This is a genomic window from Streptomyces sp. NPDC029138, from assembly GCF_055564375.1.
Map to the genome: position 1 here is coordinate 1 of NZ_JBVHWM010000103.1, position 25,015 is coordinate 25,015.

The 25,015-nt window shown below is 72.5% G+C and carries 8 protein-coding genes and 2 pseudogenes; 4 read left to right on the forward strand and 6 right to left on the reverse strand.

All coding sequences use genetic code 11. The annotated features are described in order from the left end of the window. From ACZ4WH_RS41675 to ACZ4WH_RS41700, 6 genes and pseudogenes are all read right to left on the reverse strand, one after another. A pseudogene (locus ACZ4WH_RS41675) lies at positions 1-233 on the reverse strand (glucose-6-phosphate dehydrogenase); the annotation flags it as partial. After that, on the reverse strand, positions 131-379 hold the full coding sequence (locus ACZ4WH_RS41680) for a DUF2630 family protein (protein ID WP_468190848.1): 249 nt from the start codon (positions 377-379) through the stop codon (positions 131-133). The gene ACZ4WH_RS41680 and the pseudogene ACZ4WH_RS41675, both read right to left, overlap by 103 nt. Positions 380-514: 135 nt before the next feature. Further along, positions 515-822: pseudogene (locus tag ACZ4WH_RS41685) on the reverse strand (transketolase); the annotation flags it as partial. Between the two features lie 150 nt (positions 823-972). After that, a complete protein-coding gene (locus ACZ4WH_RS41690) occupies positions 973-1,446 on the reverse strand; it encodes a Dps family protein (RefSeq protein ID WP_468190850.1) in 474 nt (157 codons plus the stop codon). A 574-nt stretch (positions 1,447-2,020) separates the two neighbouring features. After that, positions 2,021-3,304, reverse strand: coding sequence for a cytochrome P450 (locus ACZ4WH_RS41695; protein ID WP_468190853.1), 1,284 nt, complete (start codon positions 3,302-3,304; stop codon positions 2,021-2,023). Continuing rightward, entirely contained in the window at positions 3,283-4,569 is a 1,287-nt protein-coding gene (locus ACZ4WH_RS41700) for a cytochrome P450 family protein (RefSeq protein ID WP_468190855.1), read from the reverse strand. The genes ACZ4WH_RS41695 and ACZ4WH_RS41700 overlap by 22 nt, the downstream gene beginning before the upstream one ends. 467 nt (positions 4,570-5,036) lie before the next feature. Between ACZ4WH_RS41700 and ACZ4WH_RS41705 the strand changes: the two genes are divergently transcribed. The 4 genes from ACZ4WH_RS41705 to ACZ4WH_RS41720 form a co-directional block, all read left to right on the forward strand. Then, a complete protein-coding gene (locus ACZ4WH_RS41705; RefSeq protein WP_468190857.1) occupies positions 5,037-6,251 on the forward strand; it encodes a glycosyltransferase in 1,215 nt (404 codons plus the stop codon). Positions 6,252-6,492: 241 nt separating this feature from the next. After that, a complete protein-coding gene (locus ACZ4WH_RS41710; protein WP_468190860.1) occupies positions 6,493-13,617 on the forward strand; it encodes a type I polyketide synthase in 7,125 nt (2,374 codons plus the stop codon). After that, positions 13,614-16,928: a type I polyketide synthase gene (locus tag ACZ4WH_RS41715; protein WP_468190863.1), complete on the forward strand. Its 3,315-nt coding sequence runs from the start codon at positions 13,614-13,616 to the stop codon at positions 16,926-16,928. Before ACZ4WH_RS41710 ends, ACZ4WH_RS41715 begins: the two co-directional genes overlap by 4 nt. Positions 16,929-16,934: 6 nt before the next feature. Beyond that, the coding region (locus ACZ4WH_RS41720) for a hybrid non-ribosomal peptide synthetase/type I polyketide synthase (RefSeq protein WP_468190866.1) at positions 16,935-25,015 on the forward strand (8,081 nt) is incomplete at its 3' end.

Below are 25,015 nucleotides of genomic sequence, written 5' to 3' on the forward strand. Positions count from 1 at the left end.
TTCTTGCGCGACAGGTCGCCCGTGACGCCGAAGATGACCAGGCCCGACGGCCCCGCGATACGCGGGAGCCGTCGGTCGGCCGGGTCACGAAGCGGATTTCTGTGGATGCCTCTCATCTGCACATCAACCATCAGGACACGTAGTGCTCGACCACGGACTGCGGCCGGACCTGCGCGTTGTCGGGATCCTGTCCGAACTCTGCCCTGGCCTTGCGCTGCCGCAGCAGATCCCAGCACTGGTCCAACTCGCGTTCCAGCCGCCCGAGACGGACCCGCTCGGCGTCACCGCCTCCCTTGCCCGCTCCGAGGGAGTCGCGCAACGACCGTTCCTCCTGCGCCATTTCCGTGATCCGGTGCAGGATCTTCTGGTCCTCGTCCATATCGTGTCGCTCCTTCTTCGCGTTGTTCGAACGGTGGCGTCCGCACCGGAGTCATTCCGGTACCGAGCCTCTTCAGCGCGCCCGGGGCGTCCCCGGCCTGTTCGTGGGTGCCCCGGACCGCGCCGCCTCAGATCTCGCGGTGGTGACGTCCTGGCCCAGCGGAGCCGTGGTGGTCTCGACGCCCTTGGTGTGCCCGTACTCCGGGTGACCGGGGGTCTTGGAACCCCACGTCCTGAACGACTTCAGATCGTCCAGCTCCAGGCCGAAGCCGGCCGGGTAGATCACCTTCTGGAAGAGGGTGTAGGCGGCCGGGGCCAGGCTCATCGCCGTACCGGGATGGCCGTTGCCGACCTTCTGTACGGCATCTGCGGCCGGACACAGGCGGTGTCCACGGCCCGCTGGTCCAGCTCGGCCCAGTTCAGATGGGACGACGTGGAAGGCATCGTCTCTCCTCGATCTTGTCTGCTACGAAGGCCGACCACGGCTGGCGCGGTGCGCCCGGGGTGTCAGTGCGGGCGGCTCGGACCCAACCGGTCCAGGTACCGGTGAAAAGCCACACCCATCCGGCGGCGGAGCGCCTCCCTCCGCCCGCGTCAGCTGCGGTTCTCCGCCTGGAACATCCAGCTCTGCTTTTCGAGTTCGGCGGTCAGCCCGATCAGCAGGTCCTGGGTCACCGGGTCGGACTGACCGGTGGTCTCGATGCGGGCGCGCACGCGGTCGATGAGCACCGAAAACACCTGGACCAGCGCCTCCACTGCGGCGCTGTCCGCGATCCAGCCGGCCTCGAAGCCGGGAAGGCCGCTGCCGAGGGCGATGCTGCCTGCCCGTCCGTCGGGGCTGGTTCCCAGCGTGGCCGCACGCTCGGCGACCTGGTCGGCATAGTCACGCGCGATGGTGACCACGTCGTCGAGTTGCTGGTGGATGGAGCGGAAGCGCGGACCGTAGACGTTCCAGTGCGCCTGCTTGGCGACCAGGGACAGGTCCAGCAGGTCGACGAGGGTGTCCTGCAGGGCGGCTCCGGTCACCTTGCGTTCCGTTTCGGGAAGCGGACTGGAAATGATGCTCATGCTGCGTTCCTTCGTCGTACGTCTCCGTCCCGAATCGACGTGGATGCCCTGTCCGGCGGAGATCACCTCCCCCGGCGACCGACTCGTGCAGCCGTCACCGGGGCCTGTGCCCCCATTCTCGGAGGTCCTCCGACTGCGATAATCCGTCGTTTGACTTACGACGATGCCGGCGGTCGGCAGGATTTCCCACCGGCTGCCGGTGCGGGGGCACGAAGCACCGAGAGGACGTCGTCGTGCCCGCCACGCCACCGTGACCATGTCCTCCCCGTCTCGCCGAGCGGAGCCGGGGCCGCCCCATACGAAAACGCACCGGGCGAGAGGTGTCCCGTCATAACACGACCTGGAGATCATGATGGCCGCGTGCCGCAGCTTCGAGATCCACCGCGATCCGGTGGACAAGCGCGTCAACGCCACCATTGTGCTGGCCGACGGTCCCGGCGGGCACCCGGCAGGCCGACTGATGTGACCGGCACAGTTACAAGCTGGTTCCCAACCTCCATGCCGTGCTCGCGCCGTCCAACGGGCTGAGCGGCGCCCCGATCACCGGACCGCGGCAGGCCGGTTGAGCACGGCGTCAGCGCCCGACGGTGGCCACCATGGCGTTAGCCACGTGCATGGTCGGATTGGCCTGCACCGCGGGGTACTCATCCTCGAAGGTCAGGTTCGCGGTGGAAACAACCTCGGCGATCAGGATCGCCAGCGCGAGCATCGAGAAATGGGTGCCGACGCAGTTGCGTACGCCCTGACCGAAGGGGAAGTACGAGTTGCGCACCACCTCGGCCCTGCGCTCCGGGGACCAGCGGTCGGGGTCGAAGGTCAGCGGGTCCGGGAAGTAAGTGGGATTGCGCTGGGTGACCCAGGCGCTCGCGGTGAGGATCGTGCCCTTCTTCACCCACTCGTCCCCGACGCGCCGGTCTTCCAGCGCGGGGCGGTGGTAGAAGGGGACCGACGGGTACAGCCGCAGGGTCTCGTGGATGACCGCACGAATGTAGGGAAGTTCCTTCATGTACCGCTCGACCGGGATGCCGGCGGAACGGGCTTCGGCCGCCTCCGAGCGCACCCGTTCCAGCACCGGAGAGTGGGTGTAGAGGAGGAGCAGCGAGATCGAGGCGGTCACCGCGAGCGTGTCGTAGCCGGCGAACATCATGGTGATCACCTCGTCCCGGATGAACGGATCGGCGTAGCTGGGATCATCGCCCCGTGAGGCCTCGATCATCCGGTCTATCAGGCCGTGGGCGCCGACCTCGCCGTTCTGACGGCGCCCGGTGATGTGCCGGATAGTCTCCTCGAGTTCGGTGACCGTCTGCTCGAGCCGTTCCTCCGCGCCGGGCTTCACGGTCCCCGCCTCGATGTCGGCCATCGCCGCGAGTGTCTGGTGGATGGTGTGCCGGAACTGGTCGCGGATCGCCTCACGGAACCGCGAGAAGTCGTCCCCGAACACGGAATCACCCACGTTCTCCAACGACCATTCGCTCATCTCGTCCCTGACCGACAGCTGCCGGCCTGGGGTCCACGAGCCGACCATCCGGCGGGTGACCGCCTCGATCCGCTGGGCGTAGATGGTGACCTGACGGGGTGAGAAGCTACGCTGGATCACCGACCGGTGCGGGGACCAGATGTCGAGGTCGTCGGCGGCCAGCAACCCCTGGCCGAGGACCCTTTGCAAGACGCCCAGGGCTGGGAACTCCCGCCGCGGGTCGGAGACCACCTGGCGGATTTCGTCGGGCTCGTTGAGCAGGATGCGCTCCAGCCCTCCATAGACATAGTGGACTGTCGGACCGGCCGAGGCCAGTGGTGGCATCAGGTGCAGCAGGTCGCTGGTGCCTTCAGCGCCTTCTAGTACGACTGCGTCGGCCATGGTGTGCTCCGTTGGGAAAGCGTCGTAACGGTGTCCGGCAGGTCAGGAGTGCCGGCGGACGCGGGAGGTTCGTCAGGGTTCAGCCGTACCCACATGGTTCGCCAGCCGGACATGAAAACGGCCTGTTCCCGCTGGTTGGGTCGGTCCGCGGCGAGCTCGGCCCGCGGCCAGCGGCGCGTCAGTTCACGCAGAGCGACGGCCCCTTCGATCCGGGCCAGCGGGGCTCCGAGGCAGTAGCGCGCACCGTGTCCGAAGGCGAGGTGCGACGACGCGTCCGGGCGGTCGACGTCGAGGAGGTGCGCATCGCCTCCGAAGCGCTCCGGGTCGCGGTTGGCGGAGCCGAGGGACACCAGGACGATCTCGTCGGCGGGGATGGTGGTGCCGGCGATGGTGACCTCGGTGGCGCTGTACCGGTGGGGCGTGACGCGGACGGAGCAGTCCAAACGGAGGATCTCGTTCACGGCGCCCTCGACGAGGGACGGGTCCTGCGCCAGCCGGGCCCAGGCCCCGCCGGACAGCAGTGCGTGGGTGCCGTTGCCGATCAGGTTCATGGTCGTCTCGTGCCCGGCGACGATCAGCAGGAAGAGCGTGCCCATGACCTCGCTGTCGTCGAGGTCCCCCGCGTCGCGGGCCTGGACGAGGGTGGACGCCAGGTCGTCGCCGGGGGTGCGGCGTTTGGCCGCGAGTACGTCCTGGAAGTAGGCGGAGAGGTCCGCTCCGGCGCGGGCGGCGGCCTCCTCGTCGTGCCCCATCAGCGCGGAGGTCCACGACCGCACCTGCGGGCGGTCGGTCTCGGGCAGGCCGAGCAACTCGGCCAGCACCGTGATGGGCAGGGGGAAGGCGACTTCCTCCATGATGTCGACGGGACCGCTGTCTGCGTCGACGGCGTCCAGCAGCGTGGCGGTGATCTCCTCGACCCGGCCACCGAGCCTCTTGAGCAACCTCTGACCGAAGTGGGCCTTCAGCGGGGCGAGCAACCTCTCCCGGTCCGCACCGTCCGACAGCATCGCCGACTTGGCGAACATACCGGACAGGGGGACGTCCGGCCCCAGGTTGCGGCGCATAATGCGTTGGATCTCGTCGGCGTCACGGAGCAGGTCCGGGTGGTGCAGCGCCTCCAGCGCGGCGGCATGGCCGTAAACGATCCATGCCCGCAGCCCGTCCGGCAGTATCTCCCGATGGACGGCACCCTGCTTACGGCGTGCTTCGTCCGCCTCGTGGAACCGCTCCCAGTAGTCGTCCGCCCACAGTGTCGACTGCTTCATACGTGTGGACCGTCCTCGAGTGTCGACTGCTTCATACGTGTGAACCGTCCCCAAGTGTCGACTGCTTCATACGTGTGGACCGTCCCTGGTCGAAGGTCGGAGCCGCCAGCCTCCGGCGTCCGCCCCTTGGTCGGAAAATTAAGGACAAAAGGCATTCCGCGCTGAATTGACATCGCGCTTGCGAGTCGGCGGATGCGTAAACACGTAGCACGCGGAGCTACGGGGGTGCACTGTAGAGGAGCGGAAATGGCGACGACAAGTGACGCGCGTCACACTTGAAGCCCAATGCTGCTGGGTACTGTGTAGATTGCGCAGCCGATCTTCCCTGCCGGCTCCCGGGTCAACGCCGCCGATCGCGCGAAATTCCGCATTGCCTGCTGGTACCGGAAACAAACTTGCGGATACCGGCACATTCCCCAATCTTGTTACCGGTTAGTTTCTTTTTCTCGCCCATGCTTGGAGCTGCCGTGCGCGTCCTGGTCACCACTCACGGAATGCTTTCGAATGTGCGCGGCGTACTGCCACTGGCCCAGAGCCTGCGCGCGGCAGGACATGACGTCGCGGTGGGAACCACCGCTGACATGGCGGACCACCTGCGCGAGGAGGGACTGCGGCACCTGCCGGCCGGGCAGGACTGGCGCCCGCACATGGCGCAGGAGGTACAGGCGCTGGGCGGCGAGCTGGGGCCGCGCCTGCGGGACGACGGCCTCAGATACGGCCTGGCCCTGCGGTACTTCACCGGGCCCACGGCTCTGTCCGCGGCGCGTTCCCTGATCGATGCGGCACAAGAATGGCGGCCCGATGTCGTCGCGCGCTCCTGGCTGGAGTTCGGCGGGTACCTGACCGCCGAGACGCTCGGGGTGCCGCACGTCTCGCTCGGCATCTCGGGCGGCCCCGCCCCGCGGCTCTCCCCGGCCGCCCTCGCCCCGCTCCTCGCCCCCCACCGCGCGGCCCTCGGGCTCCCGCCGGACCCGGAAGGCACAAGCCTCTACCGCTACCGGCACATCGCTCTCGTCCCTGCCCGCTATGACCCGGCGGTGGCCGACATCCCGCGGGTGGTCCACCACCGGCACGAGAACCCGCCCGACGCGCGCGACCGGATACCCAAGGAGATCGACGCCGCACTCGCGGACCGCGGCGGGCGCCCCGTGGTCCTGGTGAGCTTCGGGACTCTGGCCCCGCTGCTGCGCGGCGCGGACCGACCGCGGGTGGAACGCCTCATGGAGACCGTGGTCGACGCACTCGCGGAACTCGACTGCGTCGCCGTCGTGGCCGGCCGTGACCTGCCGCGCCCCGAACGGGCAGCCTCTGCGGAACATGTCCATTTCGCCGGAGACTTTCCGCCTCCCCTGCTACTTGAGCACTGCGATCTCTTCCTCACCCACGCGGGCTTCAACAGTGTGCGGGAATCGCTGTCATACGGCGTTCCTATGGTCACTGTTCCTCTGATCGCCGAGCAGTCCTACAATGCTGCGCATTGTGCGCGGCTCGGCCTGTCGCAAACCGTTCACCTCGCCGACGCCACCCCTTCCGGTCTTGCCGAGGCCTGCAGGCGGGTACTCACATGCGCCGATTTCCGCGAGCGTGCCCGGTCGATGCGGAAAGAGATGTCAAAATTGCCCCCGCTCGCCGAATTCGCCGCCGGTCTCCCGGCCGCTCTGGACGCGTGGCGCATGAACTGAGCACCGCCGCATCGCTCTCGATCCGCTCTACCCCGTCGTCACCGACCGATCGCGGACCGGCGGCTTGACGGCCCTGGTGCACCAGCGCGGCCGTCGCCGTGGCGCCACCCGCTCTGCCGCGCCAATGGTACGGAGCCAACGCGCATGGCGGCCCTCGCCTTCCCGTGCTGACCGGCGCGAGCGCCGTCGCCCAGATCGTCCACCGGTCCCGATTCCGTCCGCGGTCAGCGAGGAGTTCCTCATGTCCCCCACCGAAGCGCACATCCCTGCAGGCGGGCCCGACCGTGCCACGGCGGTGGCGGTGATCGGTGCGTCGTGCCGGCTACCGGGCGCGCCGGACCCCGACGCGTTGTGGCGGCTGCTGCTCGAAGGGCGCCACGCCGTGGACCGCCCAGGGCCGGCACGGTCCCGGCACCTGCCGCCGTCGGTCAGGGACGTGGGCGGCTGGCTCGGGGACGTGGCCGGCTTCGATGCGCCTTTCTTCGCCATGTCCCCGCGCGAGGCGGCCGCGACCGATCCCCAGCACCGGCTGCTGCTGGAACTCGCCTGGGAGGCACTGGAGGACGCGCGCATCGTGCCCGGCGGTCTGCGCGGCAGCCGCACCGGCATCTGGGTCGGCGCCATGACGGACGACTACGCCCTGCTCTCCGCCGGCGCGGGGGCCCCCACCGCCCACAGCCTCACCGGTCTGCAGCGCACGCTGCTGGCCAACCGGGTCTCCTACTTGCTCGGAGCCCGCGGACCGAGTATGACCGTCGACTGCGGACAGGCGTCCTCGCTGGTCTCGGTGCACCTGGCCTGCCAGAGCCTGCTGCACGGGGAGAGTGAACTCGCCCTGGTCGCTGGAGTGCAGCTGAATCTCGCGGCCGAGACCACCGAGCGGGTCCGGGCCCTGGGCGTGCTGTCACCCGACGCGAGGTGCTTCACCTTCGACGCCCGTGCCAACGGGTACGTACGCGGCGAGGGCGGCGCCGTCCTGGTGCTCAAGCCGCTGGAGCGGGCGGTGGCGGACGGGGACCCCGTGCGGGCCGTGATCCTCGGGACCGCGACCAACAACGACGGGGGCGGCCCGGACCTGAGCACGCCCGACGCCGCGGCCCAGGAGGATGTTCTGCGACGTGCCTGGGCGGCGGCCGGCGTCGACCCGACGCGGGCCGCATACGTCGAGCTGCACGGCACGGGCACACCGGTGGGCGACGCCGTGGAGGCTTCCGCGCTGGGCGCGGTGTTCGGCCCCGGGCGGCCCGCGGGCCGCCCGTTGCTCGTCGGGTCGGTCAAGACCAACATCGGGCACCTGGAGGGAGGCGCGGGCATCGCCGGGCTGCTGAAGACGGTGCTGAGCCTCCAGCACGACGTCCTCCCGCCGAGTCTGAACTTCGAGGTCGCCGCGCCCGCCGTCGAGGCGGAGGCCCGCCGTCTGCGGGTACCCCGAGTGCCCGTGCCGTGGGCGGGGGGACCGAAGGTGGCCGGCGTCAGTTCCTTCGGGGTGGGCGGCTCCAACTGCCATGTAGTGGTGGCGGCTGCCGATGCCTTCCCGGCGGCGGATCGTACGACCCTCCCGACGACGAGTCCCGACTCGCCACGTCCCACGAGGCAGCCGGGCGGGCGGCCGGACCGTGCCACGGGGCCCTGGCTCCTGCACGGCCGAGACCGAACGGCTCTCGCCGAACAGGCCGCGCGGCTGGCCGCCCATCTGCGGGCGCGGCCGGAACTCGCGCCGGCCGATGTGGGACTGTCCCTGGCCCGGACGCGCTCGGTGTTCGAACACCGGGCCGCCGTCGTCGCCCGCGACCGGGACGCGTTCCTCGCCGGCCTGGACGCCCTGGCCGGCGGCAGGCCCGCCGCCGGGGTTCTCACCGGCGCCGTACCGCGCAACCGGCCGGCCGCCTTTCTCTTCCCCGGGCAGGGCACCCAGTGGCCGGGCATGGCACGGCGGCTGCTGTCCGAGCAGCCGGCGTTCGCCGCCGCGGTGGCGGACTGCGCGGGTGAGCTCGACCCCCTGACGGGCTGGAGCCTGGCGGATGTGCTGGAGGACCGCCGTGGCGCCCCGTCCCTCGAGCGCGTGGACGTCGTCCAGCCCGTTCTGTTCGCGGTGATGGTCGCGCTCGCGGCGCTGTGGCGCGAGCACGGGGTGGAGCCCGCGGCCGTGCTGGGGCACTCCCAGGGCGAGGTGGCCGCGGCGTACGTGGCCGGGGCACTGTCGCTGGCGGACGCGGCACGGATCGTGGCCGTCCGGAGCCGTCTGATCGGCCATCACCTGTCGGGGACCGGTGGCATGGCGTCGGTGCTGCTGGGCGAAGACGCCCTCGCCGAACGGTTGCTTCCCTGGGCGGGCCGTCTCACTCGTGCCGCCAGCAACAGCCCGGACGCGACCGTGATCGCGGGCCCCGACCCGGTGCTCGACGAGGCCGTCGCCGCGCTGGCGCGGGACGGCGTGCAGGTCAAGCGGATCGCCGTGGACTACCCGTCGCACTCGCCGGCGGTGGAAGTACTGGGTGCGCAACTGGCCGAGGAACTGGCCGGCATCCGTCCCCGGCGCGGGCGGGTGCCCTTCTACTCGTCACTCACCGGCGGCCTGTTGGACACCGAGCGGCTCGACGCCTCGTACTGGTATCGCAACCTGCGGCACGAGGTCCGGTTCTCCGACGCCGTGAGGGCGCTCGCGTCGGCGGGCACGGGGGTGTTCGTCGAGGTCGGCCCGCACCCGGTGCTTCTCCCGGCGGTGCACGCCACGGCTTCGGCGGCCGGGCTCCGGGTGGACCTGGTGGAGACGATCGCCCGCGACGAGGGTGACTCGTCGCGCTTCTGCGCGGCACTCGCGGCCGCACACGTCGCCGGCACCGACGTGCGGTGGGAAGCAGTATGGAGCGGGACCGGCGCACGCGCCGTGGCCCTGCCGACCTATGCCTTCACCCGGCGCCCGCACTGGCTCCCCGGCCTGGCTGCGCCGGGCCCGGAGCCAGGCTCAGCCAGGCCGGCACGCCGGACGGCGACCGAGCCGAACGAGCGTCCGGCAGCCGCCGGCGGAGCCGAACACCGCCGCATGACCGTCGAGTTGGTTGCCGCCGCGGCCGCCGCCGTGCTCGGCTACCCCGACGGTGAGACGGTCGACACCGGGCGTCCGCTGCGGGAGCTCGGCCTCGACTCGATGCTCAGCCTGCGTCTGGCCGAGCGGCTGAGCACGGCCTGCGGTCTGCGGGTGCAACCGAAGACGCTGTTCGACCACCCGACCTGTGCCGAACTCGCCGACCACCTGGCCGCCCGGACCGGTGCCGGCCACACGACGCCCGGCGAGCTCCCGATGCCGGCGGCGAAACCGGCCGGCGGCGACACCGGTCACACCCCCGCCGGTGTCGGATACGAACCGGACGACTCCGTGGCCCCCGCGCCGGACGGGGCAGCCGTCGCCCCGCGGCAACACGGCGCGCACACCGACGCCCCCGGTGCCACGGCGGTCGGCCGCCCCGTGGCCACCACGGGCGACCCCGGAACCGCGACGCCCGGCACTACCGGCGCCACCGGTGGTGCTCTGCAGCACGCCGAGCAGGAGCCCATCGCCGTCATCGGCCAGGCGTGCCGTTTCCCCGGCGCGGACGGTGTGGCGGCCTTCTGGCGCATGCTCGTCGACGGCCACGATCCCGTGCTCCCGCTGCCCGCGGGACGCTGGCCCGGCACCGGGGAGGACGGTCCGCCCCTTCCGGCCCGCGCCGGGCTCCTGGCCGACGAGCACATCGAGGGTTTCGACGCACAGTTCTTCGGCATCGCGCCGGACGAAGCGCGCGAGATGGACCCGCAGCAGCGGCTGTTCATGGAGGTGGCCTGGGAGGCGATCGAGGACGCCGGGCTCGACCAGCGGGCACTGCGCGGCTCGCGGACCGGGGTCTACGTGGGCGTCAGCTGGCACGACTGGGCCGAACGTTCACGGACGGCCCGCGTGTCGCCGTACACGGCCACCGGGCAGGCGCTCAACATGACGGCGAACCGACTCTCCTACGCGCTCGGCCTGCGCGGGCCCAGCATGGCCGTCGACACCGCCTGCTCGTCCTCGCTCCTGGCGGTTCATCTTGCCTGCCAAGCCCTGCGCGCCGGGGAGGCGACCACCGCCATCGCCGGCGGCGTCAGCCTGTTGCTGACCGAGGAGTCGTTCCGGTCGCTGCGCGCCTTCGGCGGCCTGTCCGCCGACGGACGCTGCAAGACTTTCGACGCGTCGGCCGACGGCTACGGTCGCGGCGAGGGATGCGGTGCGGTGGTCCTGAAGACGCTGTCCGCCGCCCGCGCCGACGGGGACGACATCTGGTGTGTCATCCGCGGGTCCGCCACCAACAACGACGGGCCGAGCAACGGGCTGACGGCGCCGAACCCGGCGGCGCAGGAAGAGGTGCTGCGGGACGCCTGCCGCAGGGCGGGGGTGCTGCCCGCCGATGTCCATTTCGTTGAGACGCACGGCACGGGCACGGCACTCGGCGACCACATCGAGGTCTCGGCGCTCAAGACAGTGCTGGGCGAGGGTCGGCCGCAGGACCGGCCGCTGGTGCTCGGCGCCGTCAAGAGCCACCTGGGTCACCTGGAGGCGGCGGCCGGCATCGCCGGGCTGATCAAGACCGCGCTGGTGCTCAGACACCGGGCAGTCCCGCCCAACCTGCACTGCACCACACCCAATCCGCACATCGACTTCTCCGGGCTGCGCCTGCCGCAGGGGCTCGAACCCTGGCCCGCCCGCACACCGGCCCTGGCCGGCGTCAGCTCCTTCGGCTGGGGAGGCTCCAACGTCCACGTGATCCTCGAGGGGACCGGTGCCGGCCCCGCAGGGCAGCGGTCACCCCATCGGGCCGAGGCCGGTCCCGTGCTCGTACTCGGCCCGCTCGGAAACGGCTGGGCCGGTACGGCAGGCCGTCTGTGGCGAACCCGGAAGGTGTTCCGGGAGACGTGGCAGGAGTGCGCCCGGGCCTTCGCACGGCACGCGGGGCGACCGTCGCTCGCGCCTCCTGCCGAGGGCACCACGCCCAGCCCCCGGGCCGTGTTCGCGTTCCACCTGTCGACCGTCGCCCTGCTGCGGGAGGCCGGTACCGAACCGGCCTCCTACCTGGGCATCGGCATCGGCGAGATCGCGGCATGCGTCGCCGCCGGGTTGCTGGACATCGCCGACGCGGTGCCGTTGCTCGACCCGGACCGGGAAGTCGGCCGGGCCGAGGCGGTGGCCGTTGCAGAGGCCGCCGTCGGCGACCCCGCCCTGCCGGTGTCCACGACGGTCCGGGTGGCCGCACGGCTGGGTACACGGACCACCCTCCTCGCCGGGCCGCCGGACGAACTACACGTCCTGGTGGGCGCCCTGGCGGCCGCCGGGAGACGCTGTGCCCTTCTCGACCGGGCCGATGTCGAGGGCCTGCGCCCGCCGTGGACGGATGACAACGGCGCCCGGACCGCGGTGCTGCGGCCGGGACGCGTCCCCGTCCTGTCGGCGTTCGACGGCAGCGACCTCGCCCGCGCGTCCACGGGTGCGCACCCCACGGTCCGCGGGCCGCGCGAACTCGTACGCCTGCACGACACGGTGGCCGCGGTGCTGGCCGGGGGCTGCCGCGTCCTCATCGACTGCGGAGGGCACCCGGTGGTCACCGAGGCCCTGCTGCAGACCGCGGACGACGATGGCCGCGGAGCCCTCGTCCTGCCCGCCGTCAGCTGGACCGACGGGGACCGGGCGGCGCTGCTGCGCCCCCTCGCGGCAGCTCGATCCGTTGCGCGCGCCGACGAGCCGCCGACCCTTGTCACGCTGTCCGCGAAGAGCGGCACGGCGCTGCGGGAGCTCGCCGGGCGCACCGCCGCCGCGATCGAGCAAGACGCGGACCTGCCCGTGCGCGACGTGGCCGCCGCCACCGCGCGGCGCACCGCCCACGCCCATCGGCTCGCCGTGGTCGCCTCCTCGCCGAAGGACCTGGTTCGGGCGCTGCGCGCCCACGCTGCCGGTGAGCGCGCTCCGGGCACGGTGTGGTCTCCGCGAGCCGCACACCGGCGACCCCGCACAGCTTTCCTGTTCCCCGACGACTGCCGCCCCGGCGCCATGCAGGCCACGATGAGTGAGCTGCTGGGCGAACCGGCCTTCCGGGCTGGGGCGGAGGAGAGCGATCGCGCCGTCCGGGCGCTGCTCGGCCGTTCCACGCTGGACGAGCCGACTCCACCGGGTGAACCGGCCGGACCGCATCTGCCGGTGGCCGGCGGTGGCCTTCCCAGCGGCTTGTCCGCCGCGGCCGTCCTCACGCTCCAGCGGGGGCTGGCCGCGCTGCTGCGCTCTTGGGGGGTCAGGCCGGATGTCGTCGCGGGCCGGGGCGTCGGGCTCGTCGGCGCTCTCCACGAGGCCGGTGTGCTGCCGCTGGCCGAGGCGGTCCGCCGGGCGGCCGGCGAGGCGGACCCGGCGGAGCCTGTGCCGGGAGAGTGTTCGCCGGACGAACGTGGCCGGAAAACGGCGGGGGAAGGAATTGTCCCGGTCCTCGACCTGTCTCCGGCGGCGGGCACACCACCGTGCCCGGGTGCCCTCGGTGACGAGGAGCTGGCCAGGCTGCGGCAGGAGGGCGTCGACGTCGTCGTGGAGCTGCGGGACCGTCCCGTCCTGCATGTGCTGGCCGGAAGCGGCGGTGACGGCCCGGCCGGGGTGGGCACCGACGGCGGGGAGGCCGGCAGGAACGAGGCTCCGGGACACGCCGCGGTCGGGGAACACGGGCACCTCCTCATGCTGCTGGCCCGGCTTTTCGCCCTGGGGGCACCGGTGCGCATGCCATCGTCGGCGGCTCCTGCCTGGAAACCCCCGGCCCACCCCTGGCAGCCCACGCGGTTCCCCCTGCCGGGTCCGGCGGCTCCCATCGGCGCACCCCATGCCGCGGCACCCGTCCAGCAGCCAGTGGTCCCACCGCCGCTCCGCCCGGACCCCGCACCTCCACGGCTGCCGGCGCCGCCACCCTCACCAACGCCCAAGCCCCCCGCCCTGCCGTCCGTCACCGAGACGGTCCGCTCGACGGTCGCTCACCTGGTGGGTCTGCCGCTTTCGGAGCTCGACGACGACCAGCCTCTGCGTGAACTCGGCATGACGTCGGTCATGGGCGTCGAACTGTGCAACCGGTGGCAGGCGGTCTTCGGCCTGCGGCTGCCGGACAGCACGGTGTGGAACCACCCCACGGTGTCCGCGCTGTCCGCACTCATCGCCCGAAGGCTCGGCGCCACGGCCGAAGAGCCCGCCGACCACCGGTCCGCGTCGCCGGACAGCGGCGGAGTACAGGAGCCCGGGGACCGAAGCGGTGTCGACGGCATCGCGGAGCTGGAGGCTGAGCTGAGGCGTGAACTGACGGCTCTCGCACAACGGATGGAGCACACGGCATGAAGGAGACCGACGGGGTGCCGAGCACGTCGTACCGGGCGGAGCTGACGGCCGCCCTGCAGGCCGTACGACAGGCACGGGTCAGGCTGGAGGAGTTGCAGGAGAGTCGGCACGAACCGATCGCCGTAGTGGGGATGGGCTGCCGCTTCCCGGGCGGTGCGACCTCGCCCGCGCGGTTCTGGGAACTGCTGTGCGACGGCACCGACACGGTGACCCGGGTGCCCTCGGAGCGGTGGGGCGGCCGCGGAAGCCTGGTGGACTCTCCCGGGCCGCTGGCATTCGGGTCGTTCATCGAAGAAGTGGACGCCTTCGACGCCCGGTTCTTCGGCATCGCGCCCGCCGAGGCCGCGCGGATGGACCCGCAGCAACGGCTTTTCCTGGAAGTGGCCTGGGAGGCCCTGGAGGACGCCGGCCGGACCCGGCAGAGCCTGCGTGGGGCCGAGGTCGGCGTATTCGTCGGGGCCAACTCCAGCGAGTACTTTCACCTGCAACTGGCCGCGAACGACGACGTCGACATGCACACGCTGTTGGGAGGGACCGGGTCGGCGATCGCCAACCGGCTGTCGTACGTCCTGGACCTGCGCGGACCCAGCATGGTCGTGGACTCGGCCTGCTCTTCCTCGCTGGTAGCCGTGCACCTCGCCTGCCGGAGCCTGCGGCAGCGGGAGTGCTCCAGCGCGGTGGCCGGCGGCGTACAGCTCCTGCTCTCGCCGACGGTGGCCCGGACCTACGCCGACGACGGGCTCCTGGCCTCCGACGGCCGCTGCAAGACCTTCGACGCGTCGGCCGACGGCTTCACGCGGGCGGAGGGCGTGGGCGCCGTCGTCCTTCGGCGGCTCTCGGACGCGCTGGCCGACGGGGACCGGATCTGGGCCGTGATCCGCGGTACCGCCGTGAACCAGGACGGACGGACCAACGGCATGCTGGCGCCCAACGGGTTGGCCCAGCAGGAGGTGGTCCAGCAGGCGCTGCGCGACGCCGGGCTCCCTCCCGACCGGATCACCCTGGTGGAGGCCCACGGAACAGGCACCGCCCTCGGTGACCCCATCGAGGTCGAGGCTCTGACCGAGAGCTACGGGAAGGACGACGGCAGCGGCTTCGGCTGCGCACTGGGCTCCGTGAAGTCGAACATCGGCCACCTCGAACCCGCCGCGGGGATCGCCGGCCTCATCAAGGCGGCGCTGAGCATTCACCACCGGCGTGTGCCGCGGACCCTCCACGTGCGCGAGATCAATCCCCGGATCGGCCTGGACGGTACGCGGTTCGTGATCCCCGCGGAGACACGGCCCTGGGACGTCCCCGACGACCACCGGCACGCCGCCGTCAGCGCCTTCGGCGCCGGCGGTACCAACGCCCACGCCGTCCTGGGCCCCGCCCCCGCGGACGCCGCCCGCACACCCGCATCCGGCGGCGAGTACGTGCTGCCGGTCTCGGCGGCGAGCGGCGAGAGTCTCAGGGCGATGGCCGCGGCCTACCGGGATCACCTCCGCTCGCCGGAGGGGGCGAGCACACCGTTCGCCGACACCGTGCACACGGCGGCGGCGCGCCGCACCCACCACGACCACCGGCTCGCGGTCGTCGCGGCATCGCCCGCCGAGGCCGCCGACCGCATCGACGCGTGGCTGGACGATCCGGCCGCAGCGGGCACCGCCTGGGCGCGTGCCTCCGCCCCCCTCGGGCGCAAAATGGTCTTCGTCTTCCCCGGCCAGGGCGGGCAGCGGCCTCGTATGGGCCGGGAACTCATGGGCAGCTGCCCGGTGTTCCGGGCCGCCGTCGAGGAGTGCGACGAGGCCCTGCGCCACCGTCTCGGGTACTCGGTGATCGACACGATCCACGCCATGGCACAGGACGCGGCGCTGACCCGCACGGACCTCGTGCAACCGGCGCTCTTCGCCCTTTCGGTCGGGCTGGCTGCGCGGTGGCGGTCCTGGGGAGTCGAGCCGGACGCCATCGTCGGGCACAGCATGGGCGAGGTGGCGGCGGCCCACACGGCCGGGGCCCTCGGCCTGGAGGACGCCGCCCTGGTGGTCAGCACCCGCAGCCGGCTCCTGGAGGAACTGAGCGGCCAGGGCGCCATGCTTGTTGCCGGTCTCCCGGAGCACGAGGTGGAAGCCGTCCTGGCACAGAGCGGGATCACGGAGGCGTCCGTGGCCGCCGCGAACGGGCCGACCGCCACGATCGTGGCCGGAACGCCCGAGGGCGTACAGGAACTGGCGTCCCGCCTGGCCGAGCGCAAGGTGTTCTGGAAACCGCTCGCCGCGCAGGGCGCCTCGCACTGCCGCCTCGTCGACGGCATGCTGGAGGAGATGACGCGGGCGCTGTCGGGCATCACGCCCGCCGCCACCCGGGTTCCCCTCTACTCGACGGTCACCGGGGAACCCGTCGCCGGAACCGACCTGGGCGCGGCCTACTGGGCGGCGAACGTCCGCAGGACCGTGCGCTTCTGGGACGCGGTGCAGGCGCTGGCCCGCGACGGTCACGGGATCTTCCTGGAGATGGGACCCCACCCCACGCTCCGCTCATCGGTCCAGGACACCCTGGACGCCGACTCCGTCCCCGGTCTGGTCCTGCCCGTGATGCGGCGGGGCGAGCCCGAGAGCAGGGCCGGACTCGAGGCCCTCGGAGCCCTGCACACCAGGGGCCTGCCGGTCAGCCTCGGACCCGGACCCGAGGGCGCCAGGACCGTCTCGCTCCCCGTGTACCGGTGGGCGCACGAGCGCTTCTGGTTCCAGACGCGGCGCCCGGGCGGCTCCGCCGAGCCGCCCGTACCGACCACGGCTGGCACGGCCGCACCGGCCGTACCCGCCGGCCCGGCACCCACGGCCGGACCCGCCACCCCACTCCCCGCGAACGCGCCCGCCGACCCTCGGTCCCGTACCGCGCCCGGTTCCGGTTCACGGTCCGCGTTCGCGCTGGTCCGCGAGGCTGTGGCGGACGTGCTCGGCTACCGGGCCGCGGAGGTTGATCCGGACGAGGGCTTCTTCCAGATGGGCATGGACTCGGCGATGGCCGTGCGGGTGGTCGCGCGCCTACGGAAGGCGTGGGACCGGCCGATCTCCGCCGCCGTCCTGTTCGAGTGCCCGACGGTCCGCGCATTGGCCAAGGCCCTGCAACAGGAGGCACAGGGGGACACGGCGCCGACGGCCGGGCCGGCCCCGGCGGCGCCCCCGCCTCCCACTGGCGGTGCACCACTGCCCGGCCCCCCGCCCGACCCCGGCGACGATCCCCTGGACCTGCTCGACGAGGACGTACTGCGGGATCTGCTGCTCCAGGAACTCGGCGCTGCGGATCCGCAGCCCGCCAAGGAGGCGTGAGTGACAATGACCGACCGACTCGCCCGGGACAGCCGGGCCGCACTCGCCGCCAGTCTCCGGGAGATCCGGCGGCTGAAGGACCAACTCGCCGCCTGCCCGCCGCGCACCTCGGAACCGGTGGCGATCGTAGGCCTGGGGTGCCGGTTCCCCGGCGGGTCCGACGACCCGCGGCGGTTCTGGGAGTTCTTGGAGCGCGGCGGCGACGGCATCACCGAGGTGCCAGCCTCCCGGTGGGACGCCGACCGCTACGACGGCGGCCCGGACCACGCCCCCGGTCGCACGGTGTCCCGCCGGGGCGGTTTCCTGACCTCGGTGGACGGTTTCGACGCCCAGTTCTTCGGGGTCTCGCCCCGTGAGGCGGCGCTCATGGACCCGCAGACCCGGCTGCTGCTGGAGGTGTCCTGGGAGGCCCTCGAACATGCCGGCATCGACCCGGGGGGCCTGCGGGGGTCGGCCACCGGCGTGTTCGCCGGGATCACGAACCACGACTACTCCGAGCAGCAACTGCGTCTCGGCATCGAGGAGCTGGAGGCGTACTCACTCGGTAGCCGGGCGGGCACGTTCGGCGCGGGCCGGCTGTCCTACTGGCTGGGGCTGCAAGGGCCGAGTCTGTCCCTGGACACGGCCTGTTCCTCCTCGCTGGTGGCCGTGCACCTGGCCTGCCAGAGCCTGCGCTCGGGCGAGTCGGACCTCGCCCTGGCCGGCGGGTGCAACGTCCTGCTGAACCCCGCCTGGTCGGTGGTGCTCTCACAGGCACGGGCGCTGTCCCCGCACGGCGTGTGCCGGACGTTCGACGCCGCGGCAGACGGGTATGTGCGCAGCGAGGGTTGCGGAATGGTGGTCCTCAAACTGCTGCGAGACGCCGAGCGCGACGGCGACCGTGTTCTCGCGGTGATCCGGGGATCGGCCGTCAACAACGACGGCCGCAGCAGCGGCGTGACCGTGCCCAACGCCCAGGCCCAGCGGGCCGTGGTGGCCGGGGCGCTGCGGGACGCAGGAGTCGCACCGGCCGACATCTCCTACGTGGAGGCGCACGGCACCGGGACACCGCTCGGTGACCCCATCGAGATGCGGGCCCTGCACACGGTGCTGTGCGGCGAGCGGACGTCCCCCCTCCTCGTCGGCTCGGTGAAGACCAACATCGGCCACGCCGAGGCTGCGGCCGGGGTCGCGGGACTGATCAAGACCGTGCTCGCCCTGACGCACGAGCGCATCCCGCCCCACCTCCACCTCGACCGCCTCAATCCGGCGATCGGTCTTGAAGACGGCACGGTGGAGATTCCCACCGCCCCGACCCCCTGGCCGCGTTCGGCGGAGCGTCCGCGGCTGGCGGGCGTCAGCTCGTTCGGCGCGAGCGGCACCAACGCGCACCTGGTGGTGGGCGAGGCCCCGCCGCCCGCACCGGGCCCGGCCCCGGCTGCCTCGCGCTCGGCGCACCTGCTGGTGCTGTCCGCCCGGACGCCGTCGGCGTGTGCGGAGCTGGCACGCGGCTACCGCGCCGTTCTGGAGGCCGGCACACCCCTGGAGGACGTGTGCGCGACGGCGGCCGTGGGGCGCGCGCACCTGCCCCACCGCATGGCGCTTACCGCCGGTTCCGCGCAGGAGATGGGCACGCTGCTGGCGGAGGCCGCGAACCCGCCCACGGACGGGGCGTGGGGTGGCGCGGTGAGCACCGGACAGGTACCGACCGGGAGCGAGCCGGAGGTGGTCTTCCTCTTCACAGGACAGGGCTCCCAGCGCCCCGGGATGGGACGGGAACTCTACGCGTCCGAGGCGGCGTTCCGTGCGGCCCTGGACCGCTGCGACGAGGTGCTGCGCCCGTTGCTGGGGCGCCCGCTGCTCACCGTCCTGGATCCAGAACCCCGGGACGAGGAACTGATCCACGAGACCCGCTGCACTCAGCCGGTCCTGGTCGCCTTCGAGTGGGCCCTGGCGCAAATGTGGCGCTCGTGGGGGGTCGAGCCGGCCGCGGTGCTGGGCCACAGCATCGGCGAGCTCACGGCGGCCTGCGTCGCCGGGGCGCTCGGCATCGAGGACACCCTGTCGCTGGCCGCGACGCGCGGCCGTCTGATGCAGGACCTGCCTCAGGGCGCGATGGCGTCCGTCTTCGCGCCGCTCCCGGTGGTCGAGGCGCTGATCCCGGACGGTCCGGCGCGGGTGTCCGTGGCCGCCGTCAACGGTCCGGAGAGCGTCGTGGTGGCCGGCGCCCCCGACGCGGTGGATGCGCTGCTGGCGGCCCTGGCCGGCCAAGGCGTGCGCACGATACGGATGGGCTCGTCGCGGGCTTTCCACTCACCGTTGGTGGACCCGATGCTCGACGCCTTCGAGCAGGCTGCGGCCGAAGTCCGCTTCGACCGGCTGCGGATCGCGCTGGCGTCCAACGTCACCGGCGCCCTGCTGGAGGACGGCGGGTACACCGCCCGCTACCTTCGCGACCACGCGCGGCGTCCGGTCCGGTTCATGGCAGGAATGCGGACCCTCCTCGAGCGGGGCCACCGGTTGTTCCTGGAGATCGGTCCCGCCCCCACACTGGCCGGAATGGCCGGGCGCTTCGCGTCCGACTTCGCGGGCGGCGAACCGGTGCGGTTCGTGCCCACCCTGCGACCGGCCCACGACGAGACGAGGACGGTGGCCGAGGGCCTGGGCGCACTCCACACGTGCGGCGTACCGGTCGACTGGAAGCGCTTCCACGCCGACCGCCCTTGGCGTCCGGCCGAACTCCCCACCTATCCCTTTCAGCGGCAGCGGCACTGGATCCGCGCGGTCGAGCCCGGCCCGGCAGCCGTGTCGGAGCCGGTGCCCGGCCGGGCCGTCGCCCAGGGCACCGGTACCGACGCCACAGACTTGCTGGGGCACCTGGTGCCCTCACCACTGGCTACGGCACAGTTCGCCGCGCGTCTGGACCGCGACACGCACCCCTGCGTCGAGGACTGCGTCATGGACGGGGTGCCGATCGTGAACTTCGGCGTGTACGTGGAAGCCGCGCTGGGTGCCGCGCGGGCACTCCACGGGCCGGGCGCCGTGATCCTGTCGGACTGCCTGGTGCGGCAGAGCCTGGTCGTCGAGCCTGACCGGCCGCTCGACGTGCAGCTCACCGTGGATCCCGCCGGTGAGCGACAGGGTACGTTCCGGTACTTCGCGCGGAACAACGCCGGAGAGGCGGCGGATGCCTGGACGCTGCACGCCCAGGGAAGCCTGGCCGTCGTCCCCTCCGCGGACGAACCCCGCCTCCCGGTGGACGCGTTGCCCGCGGTCCAGGCTGCGCCGCGGTCCGCCGAGGCCTTCTACCGGTGGCTGTGGCGCCGGCGTGTGTACCTCGGACCGAGCGCCCGCTGGGTGGAGAGCGTCCGGGCGAGTGACGGGCAGGCGCTGGCGCGGATTCGTGCGCCGCACGACGACGAGAGTGACCGCTACCGGCTGCACCCGGGCATCACCGACTCCATGTTCCAGACCCTGTTCGCGTGCCTGCCGCCGGACGTGCCCGAGGACACCGCCTACCTGCTGGTGGCCGTCGAGCGGTTGGTATTCGCCGGCTCGACGCCCGATGCCGCCCTGTGGTGTCACGCGCGGTTGCTGCCCGCCGCCCCCGACGCGACCGTACTCGGCGCCGAGGTGCGGCTGCTCGACGACGACGGCCGGGTGGTGGCCGCGGCGGAAGGCGTCAGCCTGAAGCGCGCCCGCAGGGAGACGGTGCTGCGCACGGAGCCCGCCGGCCGGCCCGGCGTCACCCAACGGCCGCTCGCTCCGCCGGCGGACACCCCGGACGCACGGCCGGGTCCGTCGGCAGCCGCTGCGGGCGCGTCGGCGCAGCCCGCCGGACCCGCCCCCGCCGCCGCACCGCCCGCGACCGCCACGACCGGTCCCGACCTGCGAACGGCGCTGGTGTGCGCGGCCGCCGAGGTGCTCGGCATGCCCGAGTCGGCGGTCGACGTGAGCGAGCCCCTCCAGCACCTGGGCATCGACTCCCTGATGGCCCTCCAGTTGCGCGACGGCCTTGCCGCCCGGTGGGGGGTCTCGGTGCCCCTGGCCTCCCTCCTGGACGGCCACAGCCTGGCCGCGCTGGCAGACGAGGTCACCGGCGCCGGCGCCACGGCCTCGTCGCCCCTTACCGCGGCAGCGCCGACCGCCGACATGCCGGCGGGCCGGGCGGGGGCGCCGAGCGATGCGACGCCGGCGGCCCCGTCCCCGGCACCGCTCCCGCCCGAACCCGGGGCGGTGGCCGAACCCGCCGCACCCGATCCCGCGGCACCCGGTCGGTCCGCACCCGAACCGTCCGCACACGACGCCTTCCCGCTCACCGATCTTCAGGAGGCGTACCGGCTAGGCAGGACCGACGCGTTCGAGCTGGGCGACACGTCGACCCATCTGTACACCGAGGTCGATGTCACCGACCTCGACCTGCCCCGCTTCGAGCGCGTGCTCCACACACTGGTCGAGAGGCACGGCATGCTGCGCGCCGTCGTGCTGCCGGAGGGTGGACAGCGTGTCCTGCCCGAGGTCCCCGCCTACCGCATCGCGGTGACCGACCTGCGGGATCGCACCGCGGCCGAACGCGAGCGGGCGCTGGACGAGTTGCACGAGACATTGCGCGAGCAGGTGCTCGACTGCGCCCGGTGGCCGCTGTTCGACGTCCGCGCGACACTCGTGGACGAGCACCGCACCCGGCTGCACCTGGGCTTCGACGGGCTGGTGGTCGACGCGCGCAGCACGTCCCTGCTCTTCGAGGAGTGGGCCAAGCTCTACCAGGAGCCCGACCGTCCGCTCCCGCCCCTGAGCCTCACCTACCGGGACTACGTCCTCGCTACGGCAGCGACCAGGACCGGTGCGGTCCACGAGGAAGCGCAGCGGTACTGGCAGGAACGTCTGCCCACACTGCCGCCCGCGCCCGAACTGCCCCTGGTGCGACCGGCCGAGCCGCGAGCGCGTGCGGGATTCACCCACCGGACCGCGCGACTGTCCGCCGAACAGTGGGCGGCCTTCAGGCGGCACGCCGCGGCCGCCTCCGTCACGCCGTCGGCGGCGCTGTGCACGGCCTACGCACAGATACTCGCGGAGTGGAGCGCGACCGAGCACTTCACCCTCACGCTGCTGTTCCTCAATCGGAGCCCCGTCCATCCCGATGTGCGGAACATCGTCGGGAACTGCAGCAGCACGGTGCTGCTGGAGACCGACAACCGCGCGGCCGATCCGTTCGCGGTGCGGGCACGACGTCTCCAGGGCCAGCTCGCGCGCGATCTGGAGCACAGCCAGGTCAGCGGTGTCGAGGTGCTGCGTCGGCTCAACGCCTCCCGGGGGGCCTCGGGCCGCGCCACGATGCCCTTCGTGTTCGCGAGCGCGCTGGGCTCCTCGGGCACCGAAGCGGGCTCCGGGCTCTTCGACCACACGGCACCGCTCGCCCGGTGGGGCTCCGGCGGACAGGAAGTGCACGCCTCCATCCGCACCCCGCAGGTGCTCCTCGACCACCAGGTGGTGGAGGAGGCTGACGGGGTGCGGATCAACTGGGACGTGGTCGAGGCCCGCTTCCCGGCCGGCCTGGTGGACGCCATGTTCGCCGCCTACCAGGAGCTGCTCGCGCAACTGTGCCGGGACGCGGACGCATGGCACCGGCCGGCGGGCACCCACGTGCCGGCCGCCGACCTGGCGGCCCGCGAGCGGGCCAACGCGACCGCGGGCCGGGCTCCGGAAGGGCTGCTGCACGACGCGTTCACGGAGTACGCAGCCGCACAGCCGGAGCAGCTCGCGGTGGTCGCCCCCGACCGCAGCCTCACCTACGGCGAACTGGACCGCCGTACCGACGCCCTCGCCACCGAGCTGGCCGCGCGTGGTGCGGGTCCGGGCCGGCTGGTGGGCATCTGCGTCGGCAAGGGCTGGGAGCAGATCGTCGCCGTCCTGGCCGTCCTCAAGTCCGGTGCGGCCTACGTGCCGTTGGACACCACCGCGCCCCCGGAGCGGATCCGGACGCTAGTGGAACTCACCGGGACGGCCATGGTCCTGACGGGCTCTGGCACGCCCGGCGACGCGCCATGGAGCCGGGAGGCCGACTGCGTGGAGGTCGACCGAAGGTACCCGGCCTCCGGCGTCACCCCGGTGCGGGCGGCAGCCGATGACCTGGCCTATGTCATCTTCACCTCGGGATCGACCGGCACGCCCAAGGGCGTCATGGTGGAGCACCGTGCCGCCGTCAACACGGTCCACGACATCAGTGAACGCTTCGGGGTGACGGCGCAGGACCGCGTCCTGGCCTTGTCCGCGCTCCACTTCGACCTGTCGGTCTACGACGTCTTCGGGATCCTCGGCAGGGGCGGCACCGTGGTCGTCCCGGAGGCCGACGCGGCGCGCGATCCAGGCCACTGGCTCGAGCTGGTGCAAAAGCATCAAATAACCGTCTGGAACAGCGTTCCGGCGCTCATGGACCTGTTCACCGAACACCTGCGGACGCAGGAGCCCACGGTGCTGTCCTCGATGCGACTGGTGATGCTGAGCGGCGACTGGATCGCGCTTACCCTGCCCGAGCGGATCAGCGAGGTGTTTCCCGAGGCCGAACTGTGGAGCCTGGGAGGAGCGACGGAGGCGGCCATCTGGTCGATAGCGCACCGCATCGACCGCGTCGATCCGCAGTGGGCGAGCATCCCGTACGGGCGGCCCCTGCGCAACCAGCGCTTCCATGTGCTCGACGACGCGCTACGGCCCCGGCCGCTGTGGGTCCCGGGGGCCCTGCACATCGCCGGGCGCGGGCTCGCCCGGGGCTACCTCGGAAGCGAGGAGCTGACACGGGCCGCGTTCGTCACCCATCCCCTCACCGGCGAACGTCTCTACCGCACCGGCGACGTGGGACGGTACCTGCCCGACGGCACCATCGAACTGCTGGGGCGGGAGGACCACCAGGTCAAGATCGCCGGCTACCGCATCGAACTGGGCGAGGTGGAGTCCGCGCTGACGCGGCTGCCCGGCGTCCGGCAGGCCGTGGCCGCCGCCGCGGACGGCCCCGGGGGCACGCGACGGCTGGTCGCGTACACCGTCCTGGACGACGACGCGGACGCGGGCATGACCCCCGAGGCGATACGGCAGCGCTTGCGCGAGACCCTTCCCGAGGCCCTGGTGCCCCGGGAACTGATCGTCGTCGACCGGATGCCGCTGACACCCAACGGCAAGATCGACCGGCCGGCGCTGGCGGTGGCCCACCGCGCAGCGGCCGAACAGACGCCCCCGGTCGAACCGTCGAACGCATCCGAGCGCGCCCTGCTGGACCTGTGGGCCTCCCAGTTCGCGCCACGGCCGGTGGGAGTCACGGACAACTTCTTCGACCTCGGCGGCGACTCGCTACTGGCCGTACGGCTGATGGGACAGGTGCGCGCACGCTTCGGCGTCTCCCTGCCGATCTCCCAGTTCTTCCGCACGCCGACCATCGCCGGGCTGGCCGAGGCCCTGCCCACCGCGGGCGCGGGCGAAGCCCGAACGGCCCTCGTACCCATCCGCACAGACGGTGACCGCCCACCGCTCTTCCTGTTCCACCCGGTCGGCGGTGATGTGCTGTGCTACGCACCGCTCGCCGAACTCCTCGGCCCGGACCAGCCCTGTTACGCCCTCCAGACCCCTCAGGACGGCACGCCCTGCGACACGGTCCCGCAGCTTGCCGCCCACTACGCGGGGGTCGTGCGGAAGACGGTGGGGGTGGGCCCCTGCCGGCTCGCCGGCTGGTCGATGGGCGCCGTGGTGGCGGTCGAAGTGGCCCGGCGGCTGGCCGAAGAGGGCTGCCGGGTGGACCTGGTGACGCTCATCGACCCGCCCCACCCCGGCACGGGCGGGGATGCGCCCGACGAGGCCGCCCTGCTCGCCTGGCTCGGCAGGGACCTGGCCGGGCTCGCTGGGGAGCGCTGGCAGCCCGACGCGGAGGAGTTCCGCTCCGCCGAGGGCCCCGCACGGGTCACGCTCTTCCGCCGTCGCGCGGTGGAGGCGGGTGTCCTGCCTGCGGACACCGAGCTCCAGGACCTAGAGGGGATCGTGGCCCGGTTCGGCCGGAACGCCCGCGCTCTGGCGGCGCACGCCGTGTCGCCGGCCGACCTGCCGGCTCTGCTGGTCCTCGCCGA